The organism is Jatrophihabitans fulvus (assembly GCF_054781375.1).
Genome location: NZ_BAAGUN010000003.1, coordinates 426,848 through 452,941 on the forward strand (window position 1 = coordinate 426,848; position 26,094 = coordinate 452,941).

24 protein-coding genes are annotated in these 26,094 nt (G+C 73.7%); 14 read left to right on the top strand and 10 right to left on the bottom strand.

Annotation, left to right across the window (positions count from 1 at the left end; all coding sequences use genetic code 11):
* The 3 genes from ACYVP9_RS13960 to ACYVP9_RS13970 are packed head-to-tail and all read left to right on the top strand — an operon-like array spanning position 1 to position 5,335.
* A complete protein-coding gene (locus ACYVP9_RS13960; RefSeq protein ID WP_460605466.1) occupies positions 1-921 on the top strand; it encodes a MinD/ParA family ATP-binding protein in 921 nt (306 codons plus the stop codon).
* The gene (gene eccCa, locus ACYVP9_RS13965) at positions 918-4,979 is read left to right on the top strand and encodes a type VII secretion protein EccC (protein ID WP_460605467.1); all 4,062 of its coding nucleotides are present in this window, start codon (positions 918-920) and stop codon (positions 4,977-4,979) included. Before ACYVP9_RS13960 ends, eccCa begins: the two co-directional genes overlap by 4 nt.
* A complete protein-coding gene (locus tag ACYVP9_RS13970; RefSeq protein WP_460605468.1) occupies positions 4,976-5,335 on the top strand; it encodes a hypothetical protein in 360 nt (119 codons plus the stop codon). The genes eccCa and ACYVP9_RS13970 overlap by 4 nt, the downstream gene beginning before the upstream one ends.
* A gap of 5 nt (positions 5,336-5,340) precedes the next feature.
* Here the strand turns inward: ACYVP9_RS13970 and ACYVP9_RS13975 are convergent, their stop codons facing one another.
* Entirely contained in the window at positions 5,341-6,240 is a 900-nt protein-coding gene (locus ACYVP9_RS13975; RefSeq protein ID WP_460605469.1) for a LysR family transcriptional regulator, read from the bottom strand.
* A gap of 71 nt (positions 6,241-6,311) precedes the next feature.
* Here ACYVP9_RS13975 and ACYVP9_RS13980 point away from each other — a divergent pair, with 71 nt between their 5' ends.
* Together ACYVP9_RS13980 and ACYVP9_RS13985 are read left to right on the top strand one after the other, a co-directional pair.
* Entirely contained in the window at positions 6,312-6,896 is a 585-nt protein-coding gene (locus ACYVP9_RS13980; RefSeq protein WP_460605470.1) for a carboxymuconolactone decarboxylase family protein, read from the top strand.
* A gap of 41 nt (positions 6,897-6,937) precedes the next feature.
* The gene (locus tag ACYVP9_RS13985; RefSeq protein WP_460605471.1) at positions 6,938-7,351 is read left to right on the top strand and encodes a tautomerase family protein; all 414 of its coding nucleotides are present in this window, start codon (positions 6,938-6,940) and stop codon (positions 7,349-7,351) included.
* A gap of 3 nt (positions 7,352-7,354) precedes the next feature.
* Here the strand turns inward: ACYVP9_RS13985 and ACYVP9_RS13990 are convergent, their stop codons facing one another.
* Positions 7,355-8,185: a phosphoenolpyruvate hydrolase family protein gene (locus ACYVP9_RS13990; RefSeq protein ID WP_460605473.1), complete on the bottom strand. Its 831-nt coding sequence runs from the start codon at positions 8,183-8,185 to the stop codon at positions 7,355-7,357.
* On the bottom strand, positions 8,182-9,405 hold the full coding sequence (locus ACYVP9_RS13995; protein ID WP_460605474.1) for a Tm-1-like ATP-binding domain-containing protein: 1,224 nt from the start codon (positions 9,403-9,405) through the stop codon (positions 8,182-8,184). The genes ACYVP9_RS13990 and ACYVP9_RS13995 overlap by 4 nt, the downstream gene beginning before the upstream one ends.
* A gap of 168 nt (positions 9,406-9,573) precedes the next feature.
* Here ACYVP9_RS13995 and ACYVP9_RS14000 point away from each other — a divergent pair, with 168 nt between their 5' ends.
* Positions 9,574-10,071 (top strand): GAF domain-containing protein, encoded by a 498-nt coding sequence (locus ACYVP9_RS14000; RefSeq protein WP_460605475.1) that lies wholly within the window; start codon positions 9,574-9,576, stop codon positions 10,069-10,071.
* Positions 10,072-10,104: 33 nt separating this feature from the next.
* On the opposite strand, the gene ACYVP9_RS14005 is transcribed toward ACYVP9_RS14000, so the two are convergent.
* Complete coding sequence (locus ACYVP9_RS14005; RefSeq protein WP_460605476.1) at positions 10,105-10,404, bottom strand: ANTAR domain-containing protein; 300 nt, start codon at positions 10,402-10,404, stop codon at positions 10,105-10,107.
* A gap of 135 nt (positions 10,405-10,539) precedes the next feature.
* On the opposite strand from ACYVP9_RS14005, the gene ACYVP9_RS14010 reads away from it, so the two are divergent.
* On the top strand, positions 10,540-11,010 hold the full coding sequence (locus tag ACYVP9_RS14010) for a hypothetical protein (RefSeq protein ID WP_460605477.1): 471 nt from the start codon (positions 10,540-10,542) through the stop codon (positions 11,008-11,010).
* Positions 11,011-11,032: 22 nt separating this feature from the next.
* On the opposite strand, the gene ACYVP9_RS14015 is transcribed toward ACYVP9_RS14010, so the two are convergent.
* The 4 genes from ACYVP9_RS14015 to ACYVP9_RS14030 all read right to left on the bottom strand — a co-directional run bounded on the left by ACYVP9_RS14015 (position 11,033) and on the right by ACYVP9_RS14030 (position 17,621).
* The gene (locus ACYVP9_RS14015; protein WP_460605478.1) at positions 11,033-12,922 is read right to left on the bottom strand and encodes a CheR family methyltransferase; all 1,890 of its coding nucleotides are present in this window, start codon (positions 12,920-12,922) and stop codon (positions 11,033-11,035) included.
* 46 nt (positions 12,923-12,968) lie between these two features.
* Entirely contained in the window at positions 12,969-13,970 is a 1,002-nt protein-coding gene (locus ACYVP9_RS14020) for a chemotaxis protein CheB (RefSeq protein WP_460605479.1), read from the bottom strand.
* Between the two features lie 89 nt (positions 13,971-14,059).
* Positions 14,060-15,874: a GAF domain-containing SpoIIE family protein phosphatase gene (locus ACYVP9_RS14025; protein WP_460605480.1), complete on the bottom strand. Its 1,815-nt coding sequence runs from the start codon at positions 15,872-15,874 to the stop codon at positions 14,060-14,062.
* A gap of 115 nt (positions 15,875-15,989) precedes the next feature.
* The gene (locus ACYVP9_RS14030) at positions 15,990-17,621 is read right to left on the bottom strand and encodes a dihydroxyacetone kinase family protein (protein ID WP_460605481.1); all 1,632 of its coding nucleotides are present in this window, start codon (positions 17,619-17,621) and stop codon (positions 15,990-15,992) included.
* 70 nt (positions 17,622-17,691) lie between these two features.
* Between ACYVP9_RS14030 and ACYVP9_RS14035 the strand changes: the two genes are divergently transcribed.
* The 4 genes from ACYVP9_RS14035 to ACYVP9_RS14050 are packed head-to-tail and all read left to right on the top strand — an operon-like array spanning position 17,692 to position 21,351.
* On the top strand, positions 17,692-18,630 hold the full coding sequence (locus ACYVP9_RS14035; RefSeq protein ID WP_460605482.1) for an aldo-keto reductase family protein: 939 nt from the start codon (positions 17,692-17,694) through the stop codon (positions 18,628-18,630).
* A gap of 48 nt (positions 18,631-18,678) precedes the next feature.
* Positions 18,679-19,191, top strand: coding sequence for a DUF2231 domain-containing protein (locus ACYVP9_RS14040; protein ID WP_460605483.1), 513 nt, complete (start codon positions 18,679-18,681; stop codon positions 19,189-19,191).
* Positions 19,192-19,210: 19 nt separating this feature from the next.
* A complete protein-coding gene (locus ACYVP9_RS14045) occupies positions 19,211-19,906 on the top strand; it encodes a response regulator transcription factor (protein ID WP_460605484.1) in 696 nt (231 codons plus the stop codon).
* On the top strand, positions 19,903-21,351 hold the full coding sequence (locus tag ACYVP9_RS14050; protein WP_460605485.1) for a sensor histidine kinase: 1,449 nt from the start codon (positions 19,903-19,905) through the stop codon (positions 21,349-21,351). Before ACYVP9_RS14045 ends, ACYVP9_RS14050 begins: the two co-directional genes overlap by 4 nt.
* A 12-nt stretch (positions 21,352-21,363) precedes the next feature.
* Here ACYVP9_RS14050 and ACYVP9_RS14055 read toward each other — a convergent pair whose 3' ends face one another.
* Both ACYVP9_RS14055 and ACYVP9_RS14060 read right to left on the bottom strand, forming a co-directional pair.
* A complete protein-coding gene (locus ACYVP9_RS14055; RefSeq protein ID WP_460605486.1) occupies positions 21,364-21,876 on the bottom strand; it encodes a hypothetical protein in 513 nt (170 codons plus the stop codon).
* Positions 21,877-22,041: 165 nt separating this feature from the next.
* Entirely contained in the window at positions 22,042-22,809 is a 768-nt protein-coding gene (locus ACYVP9_RS14060) for an MIP/aquaporin family protein (RefSeq protein ID WP_460605487.1), read from the bottom strand.
* 279 nt (positions 22,810-23,088) lie between these two features.
* Here ACYVP9_RS14060 and ACYVP9_RS14065 point away from each other — a divergent pair, with 279 nt between their 5' ends.
* The 3 genes from ACYVP9_RS14065 to ACYVP9_RS14075 all read left to right on the top strand — a co-directional run bounded on the left by ACYVP9_RS14065 (position 23,089) and on the right by ACYVP9_RS14075 (position 26,035).
* On the top strand, positions 23,089-24,207 hold the full coding sequence (locus tag ACYVP9_RS14065) for an NDMA-dependent alcohol dehydrogenase (protein ID WP_460605488.1): 1,119 nt from the start codon (positions 23,089-23,091) through the stop codon (positions 24,205-24,207).
* An 8-nt stretch (positions 24,208-24,215) separates the two neighbouring features.
* Positions 24,216-25,121: an AAA family ATPase gene (locus ACYVP9_RS14070; RefSeq protein WP_460605489.1), complete on the top strand. Its 906-nt coding sequence runs from the start codon at positions 24,216-24,218 to the stop codon at positions 25,119-25,121.
* A 122-nt stretch (positions 25,122-25,243) separates the two neighbouring features.
* Positions 25,244-26,035: a vWA domain-containing protein gene (locus tag ACYVP9_RS14075; protein WP_460605490.1), complete on the top strand. Its 792-nt coding sequence runs from the start codon at positions 25,244-25,246 to the stop codon at positions 26,033-26,035.
* Positions 26,036-26,094: the final 59 nt, after the last annotated feature.

Below are 26,094 nucleotides of genomic sequence, written 5' to 3' on the forward strand. Positions count from 1 at the left end.
ATGACCGCCCCTCGTCACCACCGCGACCCCGCACCGCCGGCCCGCCCGTCCGCTCGGGTGCGGGCCGCGCGCCTGCTGCGGCGCGCCACCGGCGTGGCCGCGACGCGCGACGCGCGCGAGTACGTCGAGCTGCAGCTCTCGATGGGTGCGGCCGTGACGTCCGGACGCCGCGTGGCGGTGCTGTCGGTCGAGCCCGGACAGGGCACCACGACGGTGTCCGGGCTGCTCGCCGTCGCGTTCGCCGCCCGCCGCCAGGACCCGGTGCTGCTCGTCGACGCCGCCGCCCCCGGCGCGAACCCGCTGCACCACGTGTTCGGCGCCGAGCCGGTGCGCACCCTGCCCGATCTGGCCGCGCGCCCGCCGCGCATCGGGGTGCGTACCGACATCGACGGCGTGCTCACCCCGCTCGGCCGCGACCTGTGGTTGCTGCCCAACCGGCCCGACCCCGGCTGGGCGTACCGGGAGGCGACCCGAGGGCCGGACGCCGACACCTACGCGGTCGCGTTCGCGCCCTTCGCCCGCTGGTTCGACATCTCCGTCACCGACCTCGGCCACGCCGCCGGTCCCGGCACCGTCGACCTGCTGCTCGAGCGCGCGCACGCGCTGGTGCTGGTGACGTCCGGGAGGGCCGACGGCATCGACGCCGTACTGGCGCGGCTGCGGCAGTTCCGCGACGAGGCACGCGTCGGGTGGGCCGGACGCACCGTGGTGGTCGTCAACCGCCGTCCGGGCGACGTGGGGGGTGGCCGCCGCGCCCGGGTGCGCGCCGACGTCCCCGTCACCGAGCTCGGCCCGGACCCCGCCCTGGCGCCCGGGTTCCCGCACCGGCTCGCGCGGCTCGACGACGCCACGCACCGCTCCGCGCTGCGGCTGGCCGCCCAGGTGCTCGACACCGCCCTGCCGACGGCGGTGGCGCGATGACCACCCGCGTCGTCCACCGTCCGGCCCGCGACGTGCGTCCGGTTCCGGCACCGGAGCCGCTCGAGCTCTCCGCGCCGCCGTTGCTGCCCGACAAGCGAACGGGCGGTCCGCCGGTGCAGGCGCTGCTGCCCATGGTCGGCGCGATGTCGTCGATGACCATGATGATCACGCTGCGCAACAACCCGGTGCTCGTGGCCGTCGGCGCGCTCGTGATGGTCGTCGCGCTGCTCGGCGGCGTGCTCGCCCTGTTCGGCAGCCGCGCCCAGGGCAACCGGCAGCGCCGGTTGCACCGCGAGCGCTACCTCGACTACCTCGAGGAACTGTCCGAGCGGCTGCTCGCCGAGGAGACCGGCGCGCTGCGGACGGCGCGCATCGTCGACCCCGATCCGGCCGCACTGCCCGGCGTGGTGCTCGACCCCGCCCGCCGCTGGGACCGGCGGCGCGCCGACAGCGACTTCCTGCGGCTGCGGCTGGGCACGGGCACCGTCGCCTGGCGCGAGGTCACCGTGCCCGACAGCGGCGAGCCGACCCAGCCGACGGACGAGTTCATGAAGGCCGAGGCCGAGCGGCTCGCCGAGCGCTACCGCACCGCACCCGGGTTACCGCTTCCCGTGCCGCTCGACCGCGCGGGTGACGTCGCCGTGGTCGGGCCGTCCGCCGCGGTCGCCGCCGCGGCACGCGCCCTGCTCGCGCAGGCGGCTGCCTTCCACGCGCCCGACGACGTCGCCATCGCGCTGGCGGTCCCACCCGACCGGGGCGCCGAGTGGTTGCCGCTCGGCTGGCTGCCGCACGTGCTGGACGACGGGCTGCGCGACGGTCCCGTCCCCGCCCGGCGCATCGGGCGCGACCTCCCCGGGCTCGCCCGCACCATGGCGGGCGAGCTGTCGTCCCGCGCCACCATCGCGGCCGAGGCGCGCCGCGGCCTGTCCGGCAGCGACACCGCCCGGCTCGCGCCCCGGCTGCTCGTGCTGTCCGACAGCCGCGGTGACGTCGCCGTCCCGATGCCGCTGCCCGACGCCACGTTGACCCCGGCGGACGCCGGCATCACCGTCCTGCACCTCGTGACGGAGCGGTTGCACGAACCGTCCGACGTGACGATCCGCATCACCGTCGACGACGAGGGAGCGGTGACCGTCGAGGACCTCCGCGACCCCGACGCGCCGGTGGTCACCACCGGCTCGCTGGACCCCTGCCCGCCCGCGTTGCTCGCGGGCGTGGCGCGGTCGCTGGCCGCGCTGCGGCTGTCGCGCTCCACCCTGGCCGAGCAGGTGCAGGTGGGCTCGGTCGACACCGCCGCGCTGCTCGGCGTCGAGCGTCCCGAGGAACTGGACGTGGCCGCGTTGTGGCAGCCGCGCGCGCCGCTGGACTTCCTGCGCGTGCCGATCGGTGTCGACGACGGCGGCGCGCCGCTGCTGCTCGACCTCAAGGAGTCGGCGCAGCTCGGCATGGGTCCGCACGGGCTGTGCGTCGGCGCGACCGGGTCGGGCAAGTCGGAACTGCTGCGCACGCTCGTCGCGACGCTCGCGGTCACCCACCCGCCGGACGACCTCGCCATGGTGCTCGTCGACTACAAGGGCGGTGCCGCGTTCGCGCCCTTCGCCGCGCTGCCGCACGTCGCCGGGCTCATCGACAACCTCGCCGACGAGCCCGGCCTCATCGAGCGGGTGCACGCGAGCCTGCAGGGCGAGATCGTGCGCCGGCAGCGCGTGCTGCGCGACGCCGGCAACCTCGCTGGCGTCGACGACTACCGCGCCCTGCGTGACGAGCGTCCCGACCTGCCGCCGCTGCCGCACCTGCTCGTCGTCATCGACGAGTTCGGCGAGCTGCTCACCGCACAGGGCGACTTTATCGATCTGTTCCTGACCATCGGCCGTATCGGCCGCTCGATCGGCGTCCACCTGTTGCTGTCGAGCCAGCGCATCGAGGCGGGCAAGCTCAAGGGCCTCGAGACGTACCTGTCCTACCGGCTCGGGCTGCGCACGTTCAGCGAGGCTGAGTCGCAGGTCGTGCTCGACACCGGCGACGCGTTCCACCTGCCCTCGCTGCCCGGGTACGGCTTCCTCAAGGTCGACACCAGCGTCTACACCCGCTTTCGGTCGGCGTTCGTGTCCGGACCGGCGACCCGCACCGTCGAGGCCCGTCCGGCGCCGGGAGAGGACCCGGCAGGTGGGCGCCGGGTGCTGCAGCAGCCGCTCTACCCGGGACTGCTCGCGGCCAACGGCGTCGACACCCGCACCGACCCGTCCGCCGCCCTGCCCGACCGCGCTGTGCGCGAGACGGTGCTCGGCGCGCTGCTGGAACGGGTCGGCAGCGCCGCCGCGGACGGTCGTCCGACCCGCACGATCTGGTTGCCGCCGCTGCCGCGGGCGACCACCCTCGACCGGGTCGTCGGACGCACGGCGCGGGGTCCGCGAGGAGTGCAGTTCGCGACGCGCGTGCCCCCGATGCACGTCCCCGTCGGCGCGCTGGATGATCCTGCCCGGCAACGGCAGGAACCGTGGCTGCTGGACCTGACCGCCGCCGGCGGGCACGCCGCCGTGATCGGTGGTCCCCAGGCGGGCAAGACCACCTGGCTGCGCACCCTCGTCGCCGGCCTCGCGCTCACGCACACGCCGTCCGAGGTGAGCGTCTACGGGCTCGACCTCGCCGGCGAGGGGCTGGCGGTGCTGCGCGAGTTCCCGCACGTCGGCGGCGTCGCGGTGCGCACCGATCGCGAGCGGCTGCTGCGCACCATGGACGAACTGACGGGGATGCTCGACCACCGTGAGCTCGTCTTCCGCGACCACTCCGTCGACTCGATGGCCGACCTGCGTCGCCGCCGCGCCGCCGGTGACGTCACCGAGCTGCCCAGCGCCGACGTCGTCCTCGTCGTCGATGGCGCAGGAACGCTCAAAACCGACCACGAGGAGCTCGAGGAACGGGTCACCGACCTGCTCGTGCGCGGTCCGGGGTTCGGCGTCCATGTCGTGCTCTCGCTGCTGCGGTGGAACGACCTCAAGATCGCGCTGCAACCCACGATCGGCACCCGGGTCGAACTGCGGTTGAACGACCCGGGCGACTCGGTGCTCGACCGCAAGCTCGCGGCCACGCTGAGCAAGGCGCCGCCGGGACGCGCGCTGCTCGTCGACACGCGCACCGGCGACACACTGGTCGCGCAGACGGCGCTGCCCCGGTCGGACGGCCGCGTGCCCGAGGTCGACGACCGTGACCCGGACGCCGACGCCACCGCGGACGTCACCGACGCGCTGCGCGACCTCGGCCGCGCGTCGGGCACGGCCTGGGACGGGCGCCGGGCGCCGGCGGTGCGGGTACTGCCGGCGACCGTCCGGCCGGAGGACCTCCCGGACGAGATCGACGAACCGGACGCCGTCCCCATCGGCATCGCCGAGGCCACGCTGGCGCCGGCCACCCTGGACCTCTTCGGCCGCGACCAGCACCTGCTCGTGCTCGGCGACGCCGGGTGCGGCAAGACGACCCTGCTGCGTGGCATCGCGGCGGGGCTCGCCGCCCGGCACTCGACCGAGGAACTCGTCCTCGCCATGTACGACCCGCGGCGCGGGCTCACCGGAGTCGTGCCCACCGACTACGTCGGCGGGTACGCGGGCAACGCCGAGCTCGGGGTGAACCTCACGTCCGCGATCGTGCAGGAGTTGTCCGGACGGATGCCCGACGCCGCCACCGACCCCGATGCCACCCCGAATCGCACGATCGACGGGCCCCGCATCGTGCTGCTGGTCGACGACCACGACGTGCTCACCGCGGGCGGCGGCAACCCGCTCGAGGGCTTCCTGCCCTTCCTGCCCTCGGCCCGTGACATCGGGCTGCACGTGGTGCTGTCCCGGCCCGTCGCGGGCTGGTCCGGCGTCATGTTCGAGCGGTTCGTGGCGCTGCTGCGCGACACGGGAGGCACCGGTCTCATCATGAACGGCGACCGCAGCGAGGGCGCACCGCTGCCCGGCACCTACGCCGCGCCGCAGCCCCCCGGACGGGGGTTCCTCGTGCGCCGCGGTGAACCGCGCCAGACCGTGCAGGTGGCCGACTTCGGGAGGGGGTCGTGACCCACGACGTCGTCGCGCTGGTGTCCGCCCCGCCGGACGGCGAGGCACTGCTGCGGGCCATCGCCGCCGCCGATCCCGAGCTGCGGGTGGGCCCCAACGAGCCGGGCAACGTGCTGCGGCTGTACGACGCCGACCGCACCCTGGTCGTGTCGATGATGACGCCGGTGCGGGTGGCGGTGCCGGGAGAGGCGTCCCGGCTGCTCGGTGTGGCGGACGAGCCGGACGTGCCCTACTGGTGGCTCGAACTGCGCTGCTCGATCGGCCGTCCGGACGGGGTGCCGCTCGCGCGCGCCGTCGCGCAGCACGTGGTCGACGAGCTCGGTGGCGTGGTGTGGAGCAGCCCGGCACCCGGGTGACCGCGTCAGGTCAACGACGCCGCGACCTCCGTGAACGCGCGGCGCACGGTCGCGACGTCCGATCGTGAGGCGTCGCGGCGGTGCACCAGCGACACCCGACGCCGTTCCGCGGGCACACCGTCGATGCGGACGACGGTGACCCCGTCCGGCAGGTGCGGCAGCAGCTCGCGCGGCACCGAGGTGACACCCGCACCGCTCGCGACCAGCGCCAGCTTCGTCGCCCAGTCGCGGGCGGTGTGCCGCACACGCGGACGGCCGGGCAGTCCGGGCCAGACACCGAGCTGCGGCTCGTCGCCCGTCGACGGCGAGGCGATCCACGGCGCGTCCGCCGCGGTCGCGGCTTCGACGGTGGCCGACCGCGCCCACCCGCTCGCCGAGGGAACGGCGAGGGCCAGTTCGCTGTCGAACAGGGTGTGCACGACGAGGGGTGGGGACTCCTGGTCGGGGGAGCGGTGCGGGGGTCGTGACGTCACCAGCGCGACGTCGATCGATCCCGACCGCACCGCACGGACGAGCGACGGCGACGTGCCCTCCCGCGTGACGAGCTCGACGTCCGGTGCACTGCTGCGCATCACCGCGACGGCGCGCGGCAGCAGCATCGCCCCGGCGGACGCGAAGGCGCCGAGCCGGACCCGGCGCCGTGCGGGAGCCGTGGACGTGGCCTCGCGCCGCGCCGCGTCGAGAGCGTCGAGGGCCTCGACGACGTGACGTAGCACGGTGGAGCCGGAACGTGTCAGGCGGACGCCACCGCGCACCCGGTCGAACAAGACGGTGCCGAGTTCGTGCTCGGCCGCGGCGACCTGCCGCGACACGGCCGACTGCGTGTAGCCGAGCACGGACGCTGCCGCCGTGAAGCTGCCCTGCTCGGCCACAACGCGGATGGTCGCCAACGCCGTGGTGTCCATGCGCATCAAGCATAGGCAACATGCCGGACATTCGCTGGTCGCATGCTCGCGTCCGGCCTACCGTCGTGGACGTGAGCGAGAACCTGGGCGGCCGGCTGCCGCTGCTGGCACCGGACGAGCTGGACGACGACCAGCGCGAACTGCACGCACGGCTCGTCGAGACCCGGGTCGCCCGGGGCCGGCGCTCCGGTTACCGGGCCATGCTCGACGACGGCCGGCTGATCGGTCCCTTCAACGCGATGTTGCGGGCACCGGCCGTGGCCGCGGCACAGCTCGCGTGGGCCGAGGCCGTCTCGGCCGCCGGGCTCGACGCTCGCGTCCGCGAGATCGCCGTGCTCACGGTCGGCGCCGAGTACGGCGCGGCGTTCGTCGTCCACGCGCACGGCGCAGCCGCCGCCGGTGCCGGCATCGGCGACGACGACGTCCGCGCGATCGTCCGGGGGGCGGACCCGGCCGGCCTGTCACCCGCCGAGCACCTCGCGCACCGGCTGGCCCGTGCGCTCGTCCGCGAGCGCGCGGTGGACGACGACCTCTACGGCGAGGTGGTCGCCACCTTCGGCGAGCGCGACACCGTCGTGCTCGTTCAGCTCATCGGCCAGTACCTGGCCACGTCGGCCCTGCTGACGTGCTTCGACGTGCCTGCCCCGCAGGCCTGACCCGTCCGGCGGACCCTCCGCCGGTCACGAGAGGAAAGACCATGCCGTTCACGACCGTCGACCTGCACGCCGGCGCGTACACCGCCGACGAGCGCCGCGCGATCTCCGATGCCCTCCACGAGGCGATGATCGAGGCGCTCGGCATCCCCGAGGACGACCGCATCCACGCCTTCCACGAGTTCGGTGCGGACACCCTCTTCCACAGCGACGTCATGTTCACGATCCCGCGCACCGACCGGATGATCTTCGTGACGTTCTCGTTCAACGTCCGCAGCGCCGGTGCGAAGGCGCGGCTGTTCGACACGGTCGTCGAGCACCTGGGCCGCACCGCCGGCGTCGGTCCGGACGAGGTCATGATCCGGGTACTGGAGACCGCGAAGGAGAACTGGTGGGCGAGCGGACGCACCGTCGACCCCGCCACCGGTTACGACAGCCGCATGGCCGTGGTCGAGTGAGCGTCAGCGTCCGCTCGCACCGATGGCTTTGAAGCGCTCCGTCTGCTCCCGGATGCCGACCTCGGTGGGCAACCGCTCGATGGACGAGGCGCCGAAGAACCCGACGACGCCCTCGGTGTGCGCGAGCACGTACCCGGCGTCGTCGGGTTCGGCGATCGGGCCACCGTGGCACAGGCACAGGATGTCGGGGTTCACGCGCTTGGCCGCGTCGGCCAGGGCCTGCACCCGTTCGGCCGCCTGGTCGAGCGTGAGCGCGGTCTGCGCGCCGATCGTCCCCGACGTCGTCAGCCCCATGTGGGGCACGAGGATGTCGGCACCCGCGCGGGCCATCGCCGCCGCCTGGTCCTCGTCGAACACGTAGGGCGCGGTGAGCAGGTCGAGCTCGTGCGCGGCGGCGATCATGTCGACCTCGAGCCCGAAGCCCATGCCGGTCTCCTCGAGATTGGCGCGGAACACGCCGTCGATGAGGCCGACGGTCGGGAAGTTCTGGACGCCCGCGAAGCCGATGTCCTTCACCTGGCGCAGGAAGTGCGGCATCACCCGGAACGGGTCGGTGCCGCACACCCCGGCGAGCACCGGCGTACGGGACACGACCGGCAGCACCTCGTTCGCCATCTCCAGGACGATGGCGTTCGCATCGCCGTAGGGCAGCAGGCCCGACAGCGACCCGCGCCCGGCCATCCGGAAGCGTCCGGAGTTGTAGATGATGAGCAGGTCGATGCCGCCCGCCTCGGCCGACTTCGCGGTGATGCCGGTGCCCGCCCCGCCGCCGATGATCGTGCCGCCGCCGGCGACGAGCCCGCGGAAGCGCTCCAGGATCTCTGCGCGGGTCATGAGGTGCCTCCGATCAGCCGGTGCAGTGCGTCGGCGGCCGCGGTGCCAAAACCCGGGTCGTTGATCGCCTGGTCCAGTTCGTGCACGGCGACGTGCGTCTTCGCCAGCCCCTCGCGCACCGCCGTGAACAACGCCTCGTCGGCCTCGGCGTCGCGGAACGGGGCACCCTCGACGTCGATCGCGCTGACGCCGCGCAGCGGCACGAGCAGCTCTGTCGGCCCGGTGGCCGCCGCGAGCTTGGCGGCGATGCGGCGACCGAGCTCGGCCATCTCGTCCGCGGTCGTGCGCATGAGAGTGACGGTGGGGTTGTGCACGTAGAGCAGCCTGTCGCGGAAGCCGTCGGGGACGGTGTCCTCCGGCCCGAAGTTCACCATGTCGAGAGCGCCGAGGCTCACCACCTGCGGCACGCCCAGCCGTCCCGCAAGCTCGAGCCGGTGCGGACCCGCGCTGAGCACACCGCCGACGAGGTCGTCGGCGAGCTCGGTGGTCGTGAGGTCGCAGACGCCGGCGAGCATGCCCGACTCGACGAGCTTCTCCATCGCCCGTCCGCCGGTGCCGGTGGCGTGGAAGACCAGCACCTCGTAACCGTGCTCGCTGAGCCGCTGCCGGGCCTCGTCCGCCGCCGGGGTGGTGACGCCGAACATCGTGACCGCGACGAGCGGCCGGTGCTGCGTCGGGCGCGCCGCCCGTGCCTCGTACGCCTGCGCCATCCCGGCGACCGCGGCCACCGCGTTGCCCAGCACCGCTTCGGACACCGAGTTGATGCCGGCGACGTCGACCACGGAGTACATGAGCGTGGCGTCGACCTCGCCGACGTACGGTGCGACGTCGCCACTGGCCATGGTCGAGACGAGCAGCTTGGGGACACCGACCGGCAGCGCCTGCAGCGCGGGAGCCGCCACCGACGAACCTCCGGAGCCGCCCACGGCGAGCACCGCGTGCAGCCGTCCGCCGTCGAACAATCGCCGGACGACGGCCGCCGCGCCGCGTCCCATCACCGTCATCGACTCACCGCGGTCGCGGCGTTCGCGCAGTGCGGCGGCGTCCTCGCCCGCGGCCTCGACGACGGCGTCGGACGTGACGTCGGCGAGCGGGTCCGTCGAGAACGCCCCGACGTCGACGACCACCACCTCGACGCCGAGCGCGACGAGCCGCTCGCGCAGCCAGGCGTACTCCTCGGCCTTGGTGTCGAGTGTCCCGACGAGTGCGACGGTCGCCATCGGCCCCACCTTCCGTGTCGTTGCTGCGGACGATAACGACATTCCCGGAAGACGGGACCTTGGCCCCGTGATCATCCGACGGGTGCGGGCACCATCCCGTCGGACGGGATTTCACCCCGTCGCGCTGGAAACAGTCCCAGCACGCAGCACCGATCGAAGAGATCCCCCATGGAGCAGAGCCCGCCCACCCCGCGTGTGGCCGCCGCGCTGCCGCGCGGACTGTCGTTCACCGTCCTGTGCGCGGCCGTGCTGGGGTCGGCCCGCCGCATCGCGCACGCACACGGGGCGACGTTCGTGCTGCGCGACGGCGACGACTGCTGCTACGTCGACGAGGACGCCATCGCCCCACTGTGGCGCGGTCAGCGGTTCCCCGTGACCGAGTGCCTCAGCGGCTGGTGCATGACGCACGGTCGTCCCGCCGTCGTCGCCGACATCACGCTGGACGACCGGGTGCCGCTGGCGGCCTACCGTCCGACGTTCGTGTCCAGCATGGCGATGGTGCCGATGGGCGAACCGGCGGTCGGCGCCCTCGGCGTCTACTGGGCCCGCACCGATCCGGACGTGTCCGCCGGGACCCTCGAGCAGTTGCAGAGCCTCGCGCGCGAGACCGGCGACACGCTCGTGCGGCTCGGTCTGGTCGCTCTTCCCACACCCGTCGACGCCTGACGCCGGGACGCCACCGCCGGCTCACCGTCGCAGTCAGCGCCCGGCGTCGTCGATGCCGGGCACCGCTCCGGTCTCGACGACCTCGGCGGCGACGTCGCGCAGCTTGCGGTTCGTCCGCTGGCTCACCGACAGCAGCAGGTCGAACGCGCCCTCGGGGGAGAGCTTCCAGCGCTCGACGGCGACCCCGATGGCGACGCCGATCGTGCGGTTGGTGTCCAGTGCGCGCAGGAGATTGTCGATGCGCGCGCGAGCCGCCTCGAGTTCGCGGCGGAGGTCGGCGTCGACGGTCTCGGACGAGGCGGCCTCGGCCCGCTCGTTCGACTGCCCCGCCATGACATCCCCTCCGGCGTTCAGGACGATGGTCGTCCGAACGCTACCCGCTCGCGGGCCGGGTGCCGACCGCCGCCGCCCGGCCCTACCCTGGAACCTGGGTCGACACGGACCCGACTCGGATCTCCAGGAGCTTCGATGACGGACCCGACGGGGTTCACGCTGGCGGACGGACTGGCGCTCTCCGGTCAGGACGCGGACGAGGTCTGGTGGCGGTACGCGGCCAACGGCGGCACCGCGTCGTTCCCCGTCTTCGTCGACCGGATCGAGGGCGCCGCCTGCGACAGGGTCGAGCACGACCTCATCGCGCAGACGTTGAACGAGTGCTTCCTCGACGCGGGACTGCCCGGCTTCCCGGTGCGCTACTCGGGCCGACCGGCACCGCTGCCGCCCGCGGCGTCGGCCAACGCGCGCGCGGCGCGGGGAGCCCAGCGTCGGCTCGCGGTCGAGGCCCGGTTGCGCAGCGCCGCGGCCGCGCGGCAGGCCGCGTTGCTGCACGCGACCGCCGCCCGTCTGATGCAGACGAGCGGTCAGCTGACCTATGCGCACCGCGCCCAGCAGCGGGCGGCCGTCGCCCGGCGCCGCGCCACGTCGCTGCTGCAGCGCTGAGGCCTCGGCGAACCCGGCTGCGTCAGCCCAGCTGTTCCATGAGCAGCAGCGCACCGTCGGGGTCGCGGCCGTCCGCGTGCAGGGTCGTGACGCTGATGCGCAGCCGCACGGGGCGGCCGCGGCGGTTGATCGCGTCGACGCGGATCTCGCCGTTCTCGCGTCCGCCGAACACGACCTCGCGCACTAGCGGCCGCACCTGCTCCATGGGCATGCCGGTGTCGAGGGAGAGGAAGGGCTGGCCCACCGTCTCGTCCTCGCGCAGGCCCCAGAGATCCTCCGCCTGCCGGTTCCACACCCGCACGACGAGGTCGCGGTCGACCACGACCACCGCCGCGTCGAAGCTGCCGAGGATCGACTCCATGAAGCGGTTGAGCGTGGTGATCTCGCCGGTGCGCTCGCGCAATTCCTCGTTCGTGGCCTGCAGTTCGTCGTTCATCGACTGCAGTTCCTCGTTCATCGTCTCCAGTTCCTCGTTGGTCGACTGGAGTTCCTCGTTGGTGGTCTCGAGCTCCTCGACCGTCGACTGCAGTTCCTCGTTGGTGGTCTCGAGCTCCTCGTTGGTCGACTGCAGTTCCTCGTAGGCCGTCTCGAGCTGGCGGTTCGCGGTCTGGAGTTCGTCCTGCAACCGGCGGAACCGCGAGACGTCGTTGAACATGATCGCGGCGCCCAGCATCCGCGAACGCGGATCGACGAGCGGAACGACCTGGATGTCGACGACCAGCCGCTCGTTCGCCGAGCGCTGCCACTCGACGTCGCGCAGCCAGGTGCCGGTGCGGTGCTGCCGCACGACCGCCAGGTGCGAGCGCAGTTCGGCGGGTCGGTAGGACACCTCGAGGTCCTGGAACGGGCGTCCGAGATCGCGTTCGGACAGCCCCAGCAGTGTGGCCGCGCGGTGATTGACGAGCGCGAGCCGGTCCTGCTCGTCCACGACGAGCTGCGCGACCGGGCTGGTGAGGAACGCCTCGGTGCGCAGTGCCTGCACGTCGTCGCTCGCGGCGCCGGCGAGAGGCGGGCGGGCCGCGACGGGCGACCCCACGGCGGCCGCGTCCGCACGGGCGGTCTTGCGGAAGAAGCGGCGCTTGAGGTCGAGCGGCTCGAAGGTGGCCGCGTGGTTCAGCAGCATCTCGGCCTTGCCCAGGAACAGGACGCCGTGGGGCTTGAGCGCGAAGCCCAGCCGGGACACGATCCGGCTCTGGGTCTCGGCGTTGAAGTACATGAGCGAGTTGCGGCAGGCCAGCAGGTCGATGCGGGAGATGGGAGCGTCCTGCACCAGGTCGTTGCGGCCGAAGATCACGTTGCGCCGGAGATCCTTGCGGAACGCGTGCCGGCCGTTGACGGGCTCGAAGTACCGGTCGAGAAAGCCCTCCGGCAGGCCGCGCACCTCCCTGTCGGAGTAGGTGGCCTGGCGGGCGACCGCCAGCGCGTCCTCGTCGACGTCCGTGGCGTAGATCTTCACGCGGTTGCGGAACGCGGCGGGCCCGAGCGCCTCGGTCAGCGCCATGGCCAGGCTGTACGCCTCCTGGCCGCTCGCGCACCCCGCGCTCCACACGCGGATCGGGCCGTCACCGGCCGCGTCGAGGAGGGTCGGCAGGACGGACGACGCCAGGTGGTCCCAGGTCTCCGCGTCGCGGAAGAACCCGGTCACGTTGATCAGGATGGTGTTGAACAGCGCGGTGAACTCGCCCGGGTCGACCTGCAGGCGGTCGTAGTAGTCGTCGAAGGTCTCGTCGCCGACCTGTTGCATCTGGTGGCGGACGCGACGCATCAGGCTCGCGCGCTTGTACCCGGTGAAGTCGAACCCGCGGCTCTCCTTCAGGTGGACGAGCAGCCGCTCGAACGACGGGTCGACGCTCTCGTCCGGCGGCGGCGCGTCGACCTCCGGAGGTTCGCGCCAGTCAGGTGCGTCGCTCACGCCTCGTCGTCCTCCCGTGTCGTCCACCGTCATTGTCCCGGAGCCGTCACGGCCCTTCCTCGCGCATGCCCAGGCGGTTCTCGAGCAGCGTCCGGATCGTGGTGGCCGCCCGCACAGCATCCTCGTCCTGCTGCGCGAAGCGCTGCGCGGTCAGCGTGTCCCCCCGCTCGAGCGCGCGCTCGCGCAGCGTGCGGGCCAGCGCGGCCTTCTCCTCGAGGCCGCGCAACGCCATCCACAGCGCGGTGTCGAGCTGGGTGGTCTGCTCGCCGAACAGGCTCTCCGCCGACCAGGCATGCCCGACCCGGCAGCGGTAGCGGACGAGGTCGCCGTCCTCGATCTCGAACAGCACGCCGTCGCAGTCCGGACACGAGAAACCCGACGGCCGGCCCGGTCGCTCCGGCCGGTTCGTCGCCGCTCCGCCCGTGAGCGCGAGGTCTGCTTCGACGTCCGGCAACGGTGACAGCGGCGGTTCGACATCGGCAACCTCCTCGTCGCAGAGGTCGTGCAGCAGGTCGGCCAGCTCGTCGATCTTCACGACGTGGTCGACCCCCACGTGCTCGATCGCGTTCATCGGCATGCCCGGGTAGAGCGCGTCGCCCGGGTCCTGCGCGGTCGTGACGCCACCGCGCGCGGCGACCACGGCGGTGCCGGCGGTCCCGTCGTCGAGCGCCCCGGACAGGACCACGCTGATCAGCCGCGGGCCGAGCGCCCGGGCGGCGGACCGGAACAGCACGTCCACGGCGGGGCGGTGACCGTTCTCGCGCGGGCCCCGGGTGAGCAGCACGTGGTCGTCGGCGACGGCGAGGTGGTGATCGGGCGGGGCCACCAACACGGTGCCGGGCACGAACCGTTCGCCGGACACGGGATGGCGCGCCGGCAACGGCCCGGCGCGGTCGAGGATCGCGGGGAGCGCGCTGCCGCCGTAGGGCGGGATGTGTAGCACCACCAGGATCGTGCCGGGGAAATCGGCTCGCAGGCCCGACATCAGCAGGCGCAACGCCTCGACCCCGCCCGCGGACGCGCCGATCGTGACGACGGTGCGGCGCATCGAGGATCCCCCTCGGTCGGGCAGCGGCCGGTGGTTCCAGCGGTGGCCCAGCATCCCACCCTCCGGACGGACCCGGGGTGGCGACCCGCCTACGCCGGCGCGCTCACGGGCACCCGCAGACCCATGACGAGCACGTCGTCGCGCCGTTCCTCCCCGTGGTCGGCCTGCATGCGCTGCACGAGGACGTCGATGAGCTCGGCCAGGGGGCGGTGGCGGTTGTCGGCGGCGAGGCCAGCGAGCAGCGCCAGCCGGGCGTCGAGGTCGCGGCCGGGGCGTTCGACGAGGCCGTCGGTGAACAGCAGCAGCGTGCACCCGGCCGGCAGCTCGTGGCGGTGGGCCTCGCGCGCCGGTCGCAGGCCCAGGCCCACCGGCGGACGGTGCGGCCGGACCTCGAGGAAGCTCGCGACACCGTCGGCGGTGATCACGAGCGGCGGCGGATGGCCGGCGTTCGCCCACGTGAGCACGGCGGGCGCCCGGTGCGTCGGCGGGTCGACGGTGGCGAGCACCGTCGTGCCGTACCGGCCGAGCGGGGCGGCTTCGAGGGCGGAGTCGACGGCGACGAGCACATCGGCCGGCGTGCCGGGGTGGGCCAGGGCAACACCACGGATCATCGAACTGAGCCGGCCCATGACGCTCGCCGCCTCGACGTCGTGGCCCTGCACGTCACCCACCGAGACGCACAACCGCCCGTCCGGACGGACGAACGCGTCGTACCAGTCGCCGCCCACGGCATCGGCGGCACTGGCCGGCACGTACCGGGTGGCCAGCCGTACCCAGTCGGTCTCGGGCAGCGCCGGCAGCATCGACAGCTGCAGCATGTTGGCGACGCGTCGGCGGTCGGCGAGCAGCAGGGCACGATGAGCCGCCTGGGCGGTGTAGCGCCCCAGGGCCGCGAGCAGGGTGCGGTCGTCGGCGTCGAAACGGCGCTCGGTCGGCCAGAGCACGGCGACCGTGCCGATGACCTGGCCGGCAACGTGCAGCGGGTAGAAGACGCTGGCCTGCCCGCCCGCGCGCGCGACGCGCTCGGACGTCACCGGGTAGACCCCGGCGAGCGCATCGAGGGTCTCGTAGAGCTGAGGGATCCCGGTGCGCGCGACCTCGGTCGACGGCGACTCGAGCGGCAGCGGGAACGTGCTCGCCCACGGCGTGCTCCCGGCGTCCGGTGACTCGACGGCGTCGGGACGGGTGACGTAGTGGAGCAGCTCGCGTTCGCGGTCGACGACGGCCACCGCGCCGTGAACGGCGTCCAGGTGAGCCGTGGCGAGGTACTGCACCGCGCGCGAGACGTCCTCGACCGAGTCGGTGAGCATGAAGGTCTCGGACAGTTCGAGCAGGGCCGTGGCGCGACTGCCGGCGCGCCGGGCGAGGGCGGCGGTCGAGCGCAGTCGCAGCTCGGCCGAGCAGGCCGCGGCGAGTTCGGTGAGCAGGTGCAGTTCGCGCGGCGTCCAGTCGCGGGGGTTGTCGTCGATGGCGCACAGCGACCCGACGACGCGGTCACCGATGTCGCGCAGCGGCACGCCGGCATAGGCCACGACCCCGATCTCGGTGATGGCGAGGTTGCCGGCCACCCGGGGATCGGTGCGGGCGTCGCGCACGACGAGCGGCTCGTCGCTGGCGACGACGTACTGGCAGAACGAGTGGCTCAGCGGGGTGCGACGGATGCCGTTCCACGGCGAGGGCAGGCCGACGGCGCCGGGGAAGACCTGGCCCTGGCGGTCGACGAGCGAGACCAGCGCGACCGGCACCTGCAGCGCCTCGCGCACGAGCGCGGCGAACCGGTCGAACGCTCCGTCCGGAGCGCCCGGCAGCGGGGTCGCTTCGGGCAGGGCCTCGGCGGGGGCGAGTGGCGCAGATTCGGACACGGTGTCGGTGCCCCGGGCAGGGGGAGTCTCGGTGGCGGTCACGGCTTCTCGCCGCTGGTGGGACGGGGCACGATCGATCTTTCCCAACCCGGCGACGGTTGGAACGACCGACGTGATCACACCACGGTCGTACCCGCCGCGGGCCGGCCGGGCCGGCTCAGGAGACGGAACCGGCGGCCGCGCGGACGATCACCGCCACCGCGGCGGCGCCCGGGTCCTGCACGTCGTTCAGGTGTTCGTCCGACACGTAGGCCGACCGCCCGGCCGCGGCCTTCGTCATCGTCGCCGTGTGTCGCGCGCCCGCCTCGGCGGCGTCCGCCGCGTCGGCCGGCGAGCCGTCGCGCAGCGCCTCGAGGGCGGGGACCAGCGCGTCCAGCAGCGTGCGGTCGCCGACGGCCGCACCCCCGTGCTGCTGCATCGACTCCGCGCCGGCGAGCAGGGACGTGGCGAGGTCGGCGCCGCCGGCCCGCTCGGTGCCCGCGGCGGCGAAGAAGATCGACCCCAGCACGCCGCTGGACCCGCCCATGCCCGTGGACAGGATGGTCGACAGCGCGGTGAACAGCTGCGCCTGGTCGGCCAGTGGCAACCGGTCGAGGGCGTCGCGCACCCGTCGGGCGGCGGTGGCGAAGGTCGACCCGGTGTCGCCGTCGCCCACCTTGGCGTCGAGGGCGTTCAGTTCCGCCTCGGCACCGATGACGGCCTCGCACACGGCGTCCAGCAGCGCGCGTACCGCGTCGTCGGAGGACGGTTCCGGCGTCTCGATCGCGACGTCGGGCAGCGGACGGACCTCGACGTCGCCGACGGTGCGCACGCCGGGCCACGCGGCATGGGGTGCGGTGCCGGCCCGCAGGCCCTCGCGGACCGCATCGGTCAGCGGCAACGCCGACAGCGAGAGCCCCTGCGCCGAGAGCGAGGTCATCAGCGCCGCGGGTCCGGCGACGAGCTCGGCCCGCTCACCGAGCGGGGTGTCGAGCACGTCGCGCAGCACGACCCCCAGCTCGAGCGCGGCGATGCCGCCGAGGTTGTTGACCAGAAGGAACACCGGCCCGTCGGGCACCGCCGCGGCGAGGCGCCCGGCCATGGTGGCGACGACGGCCCGCGAGCTCTCGACGTCGATCGTCTCGGCGCCCGGCTCGCCGTGGATGCCGAGGCCGAGTTCGGCGCGGCCCTCCGCGATGCGGTCCTCGACCGGACGTCCCGGGATGGCCACGGGGCTCAGCGAGACGCCGAGGGTGCGCACGCCGTCGGCGACCTCGCGCGCCGCCGCCGCCACGGCCTGCAGGTCGTCGCCGCGCTCGGCCGCGGCGCCGGCGATCTTGTGCACCAGCAGGGTGCCCGCCAGGCCGCGCGGCTGCGCCGCGTCGTCGAGGGCGATGTCGTCGGACACGATCACCATCTCGACGTCCAGGCCGGCGTTGCGGGCGCGCTCGACAGCGAGTCCGAAATTCAAACGGTCTCCGGTGTAGTTCTTCACGATCACCAGGCAGCCGGCGTCACCGGTGACCGCGGTGATCGCGGCGTAGACCGCGTCGACGCTGGGCGAGGCGAAGATCTCGCCGCACACGGCCGCCGTGAGCAGACCCCGCCCGACGAACCCGGCGTGAGCCGGCTCGTGTCCCGACCCGCCGCCCGACACCAGCGCGACCTTGTCGCGCTGCCAGTCGGCGCGCACCACGACCTTGACGTCGGGGTAGCCGTCGAGGCGGGCGAGGGCCCCGCCGGACGAACGCACGAGGCCGTCCACGGCTTCGGTGACGACGTTGTCGAGGTCGTTCACGAGGTGCGTCATGCGCAAGACTCCGGGGGATCGGGGGACGGGACCTCCCGATCCTGGCAGCGCCGACGGAACGGGGACAAGCATGATCGAACGGCTCGGGCTCGGGCTCGCGGCGCTCGCGCGGCCCGCGTACATCACCGCCGGCCGCGGCGCCGACCTCGGCGACGACCGCTCGGTCTCGGCGTTGCGCGACCGCACCGCGCGGGTGCTCGACGCCGCCTACGACGCCGGCGTGCGTTACGTCGACGTCGCCCGGTCCTACGGCCGGGCCGAGGAGTTCCTCGCCTCCTGGCTCGACGGGCGGCCGGGTGCCGCCGATGTCGTGGTCGCGTCGAAGTGGGGCTACCGCTACGTCGGCGACTGGCGGCTCGACGCGGACGTCCACGAGGTGAAGGACCATTCCGCCGACGCGTTCGACGAGCAACTCGCGCTGACGCGCTCGATCCTGGGAGACCGGCTCGCCGTCTACCAGGTGCACTCGCTCATGCCCGACGACCCGTTGTTCGACGACCGCCGCGCGCTCGACGGGCTCGCCCGGCTGCGCGACGAGGGCGTGCGGGTCGGGTTCTCCACCTCGGGTCCCGCGCAGGCGGACACCGTCCGCCGTGCCCTCGAGCTCGGCCTGTTCACGGTCGTGCAGTCGACCTGGAACGTGCTCGAGACGTCGGTCGGGCCGGCGCTGGCCGAGGCGGCGGACGCCGGCGCTGCCGTCGTCGTGAAGGAGGGCATGGCCAACGGCCGGCTCGCCCCGGGCTCCGACGACCCGTCCGCGGGCGCCGGCGCCGTCCGCGAGCTCGCCCGGCGCCGCGGCGTCGCCGCCGACACGGTCGCGCTCGCCGCCGCGCTCGCGCAGCCGTGGTCGCCCCGCGTGCTCAGCGGTGCGGTGACCGTCGAGCAGCTGCGGAGCAACCTGGCCGCCGCCGACCTCGTCCTCGACGGGCACGAGCTCGCCTCGCTCACCGCTTCGCCCGAGGCGCCGGACGACTACTGGTCGCGCCGCTCGCAGCGCGACTGGGCGTGACCTGCGACTGAGAGGGTTTCGAGAGGTTCGCCGGGGACGGTCGGGGGCATGTCGACGATCAACGGCCTGCCGGCCCACGTCCTGCTGGTGCACGCGGTGGTCGTGCTCCTCCCGCTGCTCGCGCTCGCGGCGGTCGCGGCCGCGGTGTGGCCCGCCGCTCGGCGCCGCATCGGCGTCGCGCTGCCGGTGCTCGCGCTGGTGTGCCTCGTGCTCGTGCCGATCACCACGAACGCCGGGGAGTGGCTCGAGGAACGCGTCGGCGAGGACCAGCTGGTCGAGCGGCACGCGGAACTCGGGGACGGTCTGCTCCTCTGGGTCGCGCTGCTGTTCGTCGCGACGCTGGTGTTCTGGCTGCTCGACCGCGTGCCCGCCGCGCGGCGCGACGGTCCCGGTACGCAGGCCAAGCCTCGCGGTGGTCTCGCCGATCTCGCGGCGAAGCCGGCCGTCCGCGTCGTCGTGTCGGTCGTGATGGTGGCGCTGGCGGTCGTCACGGTCGTCCAGGTGATCCGCATCGGCGACACAGGGGCCCAGGCGGCCTGGCACGACGCCTACAAGAAGTGACGGCAGGCATGCTGGCGGGGTGACCCCGGTGCGTGCCCTCGTCGTGGAGGACGAGCGCGACCTCGCCGAGGCGCTGACGCGCGTGCTCACGCTCGAGGGCTGGGACACCGCCTGCGCGCTCGACGGCAACGCTGCCCTGCGCGCCGCGCGGGCGCAGCCGCCGGACGTCGTGGTGCTCGACGTCGTGCTGCCGGACATGACGGGTCTCGACGTGCTGCGCCACCTGCGCGCGGCCGACCCCGACGTCTGCGTGCTGTTCCTGACCGCGCGCGACGCCGTCGAGGACCGCGTCGCGGGCATCACCGCGGGCGGGGACGACTACCTGACGAAGCCGTTCGCGAACGAGGAGCTGCTGGCGCGACTGCGCGGTCTGCTGCGGCGGGCCGGGGCCGCCCGTCCGGCCGTGGACGAGCGGGTGCGGCTGGTGGTGGGCGACCTCGTGATGGACGAGGACGCGCGCGAGGTCACCCGCGCGGGCGAGCGGATCGAGCTGACCGTGACGGAGTTCGAGCTGCTGCGGATGCTGCTGCGCAACCCGCGCCGGGCGCTGTCGAAGGCACAGATCCTCGATCGTGTCTGGGGTTACGACTTCGGTCGCGACGCCCATGTCGTCGAGCTGTACATCTCCTACCTGCGACGCAAGATCGACCGCGGCCGCGAGCCCATGATCCACACCGTCCGCGGGGTCGGATACATCCTCAAACCGGCGCCGTGACCGGCGGGCGTCGCCGGCGCATGGTCCCCGCCACGCTGCGGGGACGGCTCACCGCGGTGCTCGCGCTCGTCGTCACGTTCGCGCTCGCGGCGGCGGCGGCGATCAGCGTGCTGGTCGTCCGTCGGGTGCTGACCGACCGGTTGGACGACGAGCTGCGGGCGGCGGGAGCGCGCTTCAGCGCCGGGCTGGAGAGCGACCGCGACGGTGACGACCGGTACGACCTCGTCGAGGGACAGCTCGCGGGCACGCTCGGTGCCCGCATCCGCGGCGGACGGGTGGTGTCGGCGGCCGTCGTGCGCGCCGACCGTGACCTGCGGCGTCCGCTGCCGCGTGCGGCCCTCGACCGGCTCGGCGGGGTGACCCCGTCGTCGTCCCCCCGTTCGCTCGATCTCGAGGGAGTGGGGGACTATCGCGTCCTCGGTGTACGGGGCCGCAACGGTGACGTGCTCGTCACCGGGTTGCCCACGGAGTCGATCGAGTCGACGATCCACAAGCTCGCCGCCGTCGTGCTCGCCGTGTTCGCCGGCGCGCTGCTCGTGATCGTGCTGCTGGCGGCCGGCCTGCTGCGGCGCATGCTCCGGCCCCTGACGCGGGTCGCGGCGACCGCGACCGAGGTGGCCGCGCTGCCGCTCGACCGGCAGGGGGTGCCACAGCGCGCCCGACCGGGGCCGGGTGGCTCCGAGATCGATGCGCTCGCGCGGGCCGTCAACGCGATGCTCGACCAGGTCGACTCGGCGCTGGCCGTCCGCGGTGAGAGCGAGCGGCGGTTGCGGCGTTTCGTCGCCGACGCCAGTCACGAGCTGCGGACGCCCGCGGCCGTCGTGCGCAGCCACGCCGAACTCGCGCTGCGCGAGGGCGGCGACACCCTGCCGTCGGACGTCGAACGGTCGCTGCGGCGCATCGCCGCCCAGGGCGAGCGGCTCGGACACCTCGTCGAGGACCTGCTGCTGCTCGCCCGGCTCGACTCGGGAAGGCCACCGGCGCGCGACCCGGTCGACGTCGTCCGCCTGGCGCTCGACGCCGTGGACGACGCCCGCACCGCCGCCCCGGACCATCGCTGGCGCCTCGCGCTGCCCGACCATCCGGTCGAGGTGCGCGGCGACGCGCACGCGCTGGGCCAGGTCGTGTCGAACCTGCTCTCGAACGCGGCGGTGCACACCGCGCCCGGCACGACCGTCACCGTGGGCGTGACCATCGCGGCGACGTCGCTCGGCGACCGCGTCCGCCTGGTCGTGGCCGACGACGGCGACGGCATGCCTCCGGAACTCGCCGGGCACGCCTTCGACCGCTTCGTGCGCGGCGGAGGGGAGCGGACGACCTCTCGCGGGTCGAGCGGGCTCGGCCTGGCGATCGTGCGGGCCGCCGTCGAGGCGCACGGCGGCCGGGTCGACCTCGACTCGGGCCCGTCGGGCACGAGCGTCGAGGTCGACCTGCCGGCGTCGTGACCGGCCGGACGGCTACCGGAACGGGTTGATGCGCGCCACGGCCGGCGTCCGCGGGTCGAGCAGGCGGTGCAGCGCCCAGGACGTGACCGCGCCGTAGGCGAGGTGCGCCACCAGGTCGCGCGCCAGGTTGCCGCCGGAACGCGCCGACGACTGTCCGGTGGCGGCGGCGAGCCCGTTGCCGACGGCCATCGCCGCGACACCGACCGCGGACGCGGCGACGACGGGGTTGGGCGTGGCGTGGTCGCCGCGCAGCGCGCCGGCGACGGCGCCGACGCCGAGCCCGATGCCCAGACCGCCGAGGTTGCCGAGGGCGGCGGCGCGGTTACCGGTGACGGCGGAGCTCTGCTGCCCCGGTGCGGCGTCGGTCACCGCGCCGGCGGTTCCGCCGACGGCGCTGCTCTGCGGCGAGCTCGGCGGGGCGTCCTGCGTGACCGCCTGGTCGAGGTAGCTGACGGCGTTCTTGGCGGTGGCGCCCGCGGCGCCGGCCAGCATGCCCGTGACGATGCCGTTCCAGATCCTGCTCAAGGTCGACTCCTCTGCGCCCGTCGCAGGAGCGCGCGGCCGCATCGTGACGCAGCCGTGGTCTCGACCGTCGCAACCGACCTGCCCGTGCGCCGTCCGCGGCAAACACGACCGGGGACACGGCACAGCCCGGCCGTCGGGCGACGGCCGGGCTGCGGACGGTGGTTCTCAGACCCCGGCGTGCCGGGGGTCGGCGGTGGAGTCGGCGGCGTCGGTGACGGGCTTCGCCTCACGCCCCGGCATCAGCACCGCGTAGAGCACGGCGGCGACGATCGCGCCGGCGACCGGCGCGACGAGGAACAGCCACAGCTGATCGAGGGCGTCGCCGCGGGCGAACAGCGCCGGCCCCAGGCTGCGGGCCGGGTTGACGCTGGTGCCGTCGATCGGGATGGCGACGAGGTGGATGACGGCCAGCGAGATGCCGATCGGGATGCCGGCGACGGCGGCGGACGCCGACCCCGCGGCGGAGGCCGTGGCGGCCAGCACGGTGAAGACGAGGACGGCGGTCAGCACGATCTCGGCGACGAGCGCGGCGTCGAAGCCGTAGCCACCCTTCGACGCGTCGCCCCAGCCGTTCGCGCCCAGGCCGTCGCGGGTCAGGTCGTAGCCCTTGCGGTTGGCGGCGATCGCCCGGACGACCGCGGCGCCGGCGATGCCGCCGAGCAGTTGCGCGACGACGTAGCCGACGGCGTCCTTGACGGGCAGCCGCTTGGCGATCGTCAGGCCGATGGTCACGGCGGGGTTCACGTGAGCGCCCGAGATCGGGCCGATGGCGAACGCGAGCACCAACAGCGTGAAGCCGAAGGCGAGCGCGATGCCGAGCTGGCCGACCTGGGGCGCGAGCACCGCGGTGCCCACACCACCGATCACCAACAGGGCGGTGCCCAGCAGTTCGGCCGCACAACGGCGGGCGGCGTCGGATCGAGCGGTGCTCACGGGAGGTCTCCTTCGACGTGTCCTGACAGGTCCGCGCGGGAAAGGTTGCGCACAACCGATCCTGCGACGATCGAGGTTTACCCCGTAAACCGTGGTTGGAACCTGTGCCGGATCGGGAGCTGCGTGGCGCTGCGCACACCGGCCGCGACGGGGGCGTCCCTACCTGGCCGACCGGCCAGACCCTGCCGCAGAACCTGTCCCGGGGTGTGACGCAGGGCATACGCTCGCAACCGTCCCTCGGACCCTCGAAGTCGCGACGACGAGAAGGAGCACCGCAGCGTGAAGACGAAGGCAGCAGTCATCTACGAGCCCGGCAAGCGCATCGAGGTCGAGGAGCTCGAACTCGACAAGCCGCGCGAGGGCGAAGTGCTCATCCGCTACCTCTACGCGGGGCTCTGCCACTCCGACATCCACGTCGCGCACGGCGACCTCGAGGCGCGCATGCCGATGGTGCTCGGGCACGAGGGCGCGGGCGTCATCGAGGAGGTCGGCCCGGGCGTCACGCGCGTCAAGGCGGGCGACCACGTCGTCTGCTCGTTCATCCCGAACTGCGGCACCTGTCGCTACTGCGCCAACGGCCAGCAGTCGATCTGCGACATGGGCGCGAGCATCCTCGAGGGCTACCTGCCCGGCGAGCACTTCCCGTACAAGGGCAAGAGCGGCGACTACGGCGCCATGTGCATGCTCGGCACGTTCAGCCAGTACGGCGTCATCCACCAGAACTCCGTGGTGAAGGTCGACGACGACCTGCCGCTCGACAAGGCCGTGCTCGTCGGCTGCGGCGTGCCCACCGGCTGGGGTGCCGCCGTCAACACCGCGAAGGTGCAGGCGGGAGACACCGTCGCGATCTTCGGCATCGGCGGCATCGGCATCAACGCCGTCCAGGGCGCGCGGCTCGCCGGCGCCAAGAACGTCGTCGCCATCGACCCGCTCGAGAACAAGCGCGAGAAGGCCATGGAGCTCGGGGCGACGCACGCGTTCGCGTCCGCCGAGGAAGCCATCGACACGATCACGCAGCTGACACGTGGCCAGATGGCCGACTCGGCCATCCTCACGCCCGGCCTCATGACGGCCGAGATCGTCGGCAACGGCTTCAACTCCGTCGGCAAGGGCGGGACGGTCGTGCTCACCGGCCTGAACAAGCTGATGGAGACGACCATCCAGATCCCGGGCACGATCCTGACGCTGTTCCGCAAGAACATCGTCGGCAGCCTGTTCGGCGACTGCAACCCGACCGTCGACATCCCGAAGATCCTCGGGCTGTACCAGTCGGGCGACATCAAGCTCGACGAGATCATCACCCGCACGTACACCCTCGACGAGGTCAACGAGGGCTACGACGACCTGCTCAACGGCAAGAACGTCCGCGGCATCGTCGTCCACGACCACGCCGCCTGATCCAGGGCGTGAGTGAACCCATCGACGCCATCGGGCGCGGCCGGGAGGTCGAACTCCTCCTGGCCGCGCTCGACAGCGGGGCCCACACCGTCCTCGAGGGCCCGCCCGGCACCGGCAAGAGCACCCTGCTGCGCCGCGTCGCCACCACCCGCGACGTCCCGTTCCACTTCGTCGAGGGCAACGCCGAGCTGACCCCGGCGCGGCTGGTCGGACACTTCGACCCGGCCCGGGTGATGTCCGACGGGTACGTCGAGGAGATCTTCGTCGACGGCCCCCTCGTCGCCGCGTTGCGCGACGGCGGACTGCTCTACGTCGAGGAGCTCAACCGCGTCCCCGAAGAGACGCTCAACGTCCTCATCACGGTCATGAGCGAGGGCGAGTTGCACGTGCCGCGGCTCGGGCGCATCGCGGCCGCCCCGGGCTTCCGCATCGTCGCCGCGATGAACCCGTTCGACGCGGTGGGCACGGCCCGCATCTCGTCCGCCGTCTACGACCGCACCTGTCGCATCGCGATGGGCTACCAGAGCGCCGTGGACGAGGCCGCCATCGTCGTCGCCCGCGGTCCCGCCGTGCCGGATGTGTGGCGCGGACGGGTCGTCGAGCTGGTGCGCCGCACCCGTGATCACGACGACGTGCGCGTCGGCTCGTCGGTGCGCGGCGCCATCGACCTGGTGAAGGTCGCCACCTCGCTCGCCGCCGCCCGCGGCGTGGCCGTGGACGACTGGCACGCCGGCCTCGACGCCGCGTACGTCGCGCTGTCCGGACGCATCCGGCTCGTCGAGTCGGCCGGCCGCACCGCCGAGCAGGTCGTCCGCGCGCTCTACGAGGACGTGTTCGGACCCGAGCCGACTCCGCCGAGCGGTGATGCGTCGGGGGAACGCCAGGCCCGCCCGGAGCGGGCCGCAGCTCGCTGAGCCCACCCGGCCGTCCGAAGCCGGCGAAGAAGCAGCGCACGACGTCCCGGTCCGACCTCGCCGCCGCTCACCCGCACTTCGCCGCCGTCTCGCCCGAGGTCGGCGAGCTCGACCAGGCGGCGGTGGACGACGCGCTGCGCGACGACCCGGGCGCCGCGCTGCACCTGCTCGCCGACCTGACCACCGCGACCGACGAGGGGTTGCGCGAGCGCGCCCGCCGCCTGGCCGGACGCGTGCTGCTCGAACTCGGACGGCAGGGCACGAACCGCCGCGGCGGCACCGGACGGCTGCACACCGTGCCCGCCGACCGCGGCGGCGACCTGGACGTCGACCGGTCCCTCGACCCGCTGTCGCTCGCGCTCGCGGAGGGACGTCCGCCCGGCCTGGACGAGTTGCTGGCCCGCGACTGGCGACGTCCCGAGCTCGCACTGTGCCTGCTGGTCGACGCGTCCGGCTCGATGGGCGGTGACCGGCTCGCCGCCGCCGCGCTCACCGCGGCCGCCTGCGCGTGGCGGGCTCCGAGCGAGTTCGCGGTGCTGAGCTTCGCCCGCGAGGTGCGGGTGCACCGCGCGATCAGCGCATCGGGCACGCCTGTCGAGACGGTCGACTCGCTGCTGTCGCTGCGCGGGCACGGGGTCACGTCCGTCGCCAACGCCCTGCGGGCCGCCGCCGACCAGCTCAGCGGTGCCAGAGCGGCCCGGCGCGTCACCGTGCTGCTCAGCGACTGCCGCGCCACCGACGACCTCGACCCCGTCCCCGCGGCGCGCGGGCTCGACGAGCTGATCGTGCTCGCGCCGAAGGGTGATGCGGGCGCGGCGCGGGAGCTCGCCGTCGCCGCGAACGCCCGGGTGGCGGAGATCGCGACCGCGGCCGACGCCCCCGCTGCCCTGGGCGATCTGCTGCACGCGCCCTGAGACGGTGCGGTGGACGCGTCCGCTGGGCAAGATCACTGCCGGCGCGTCGAGATCACGGC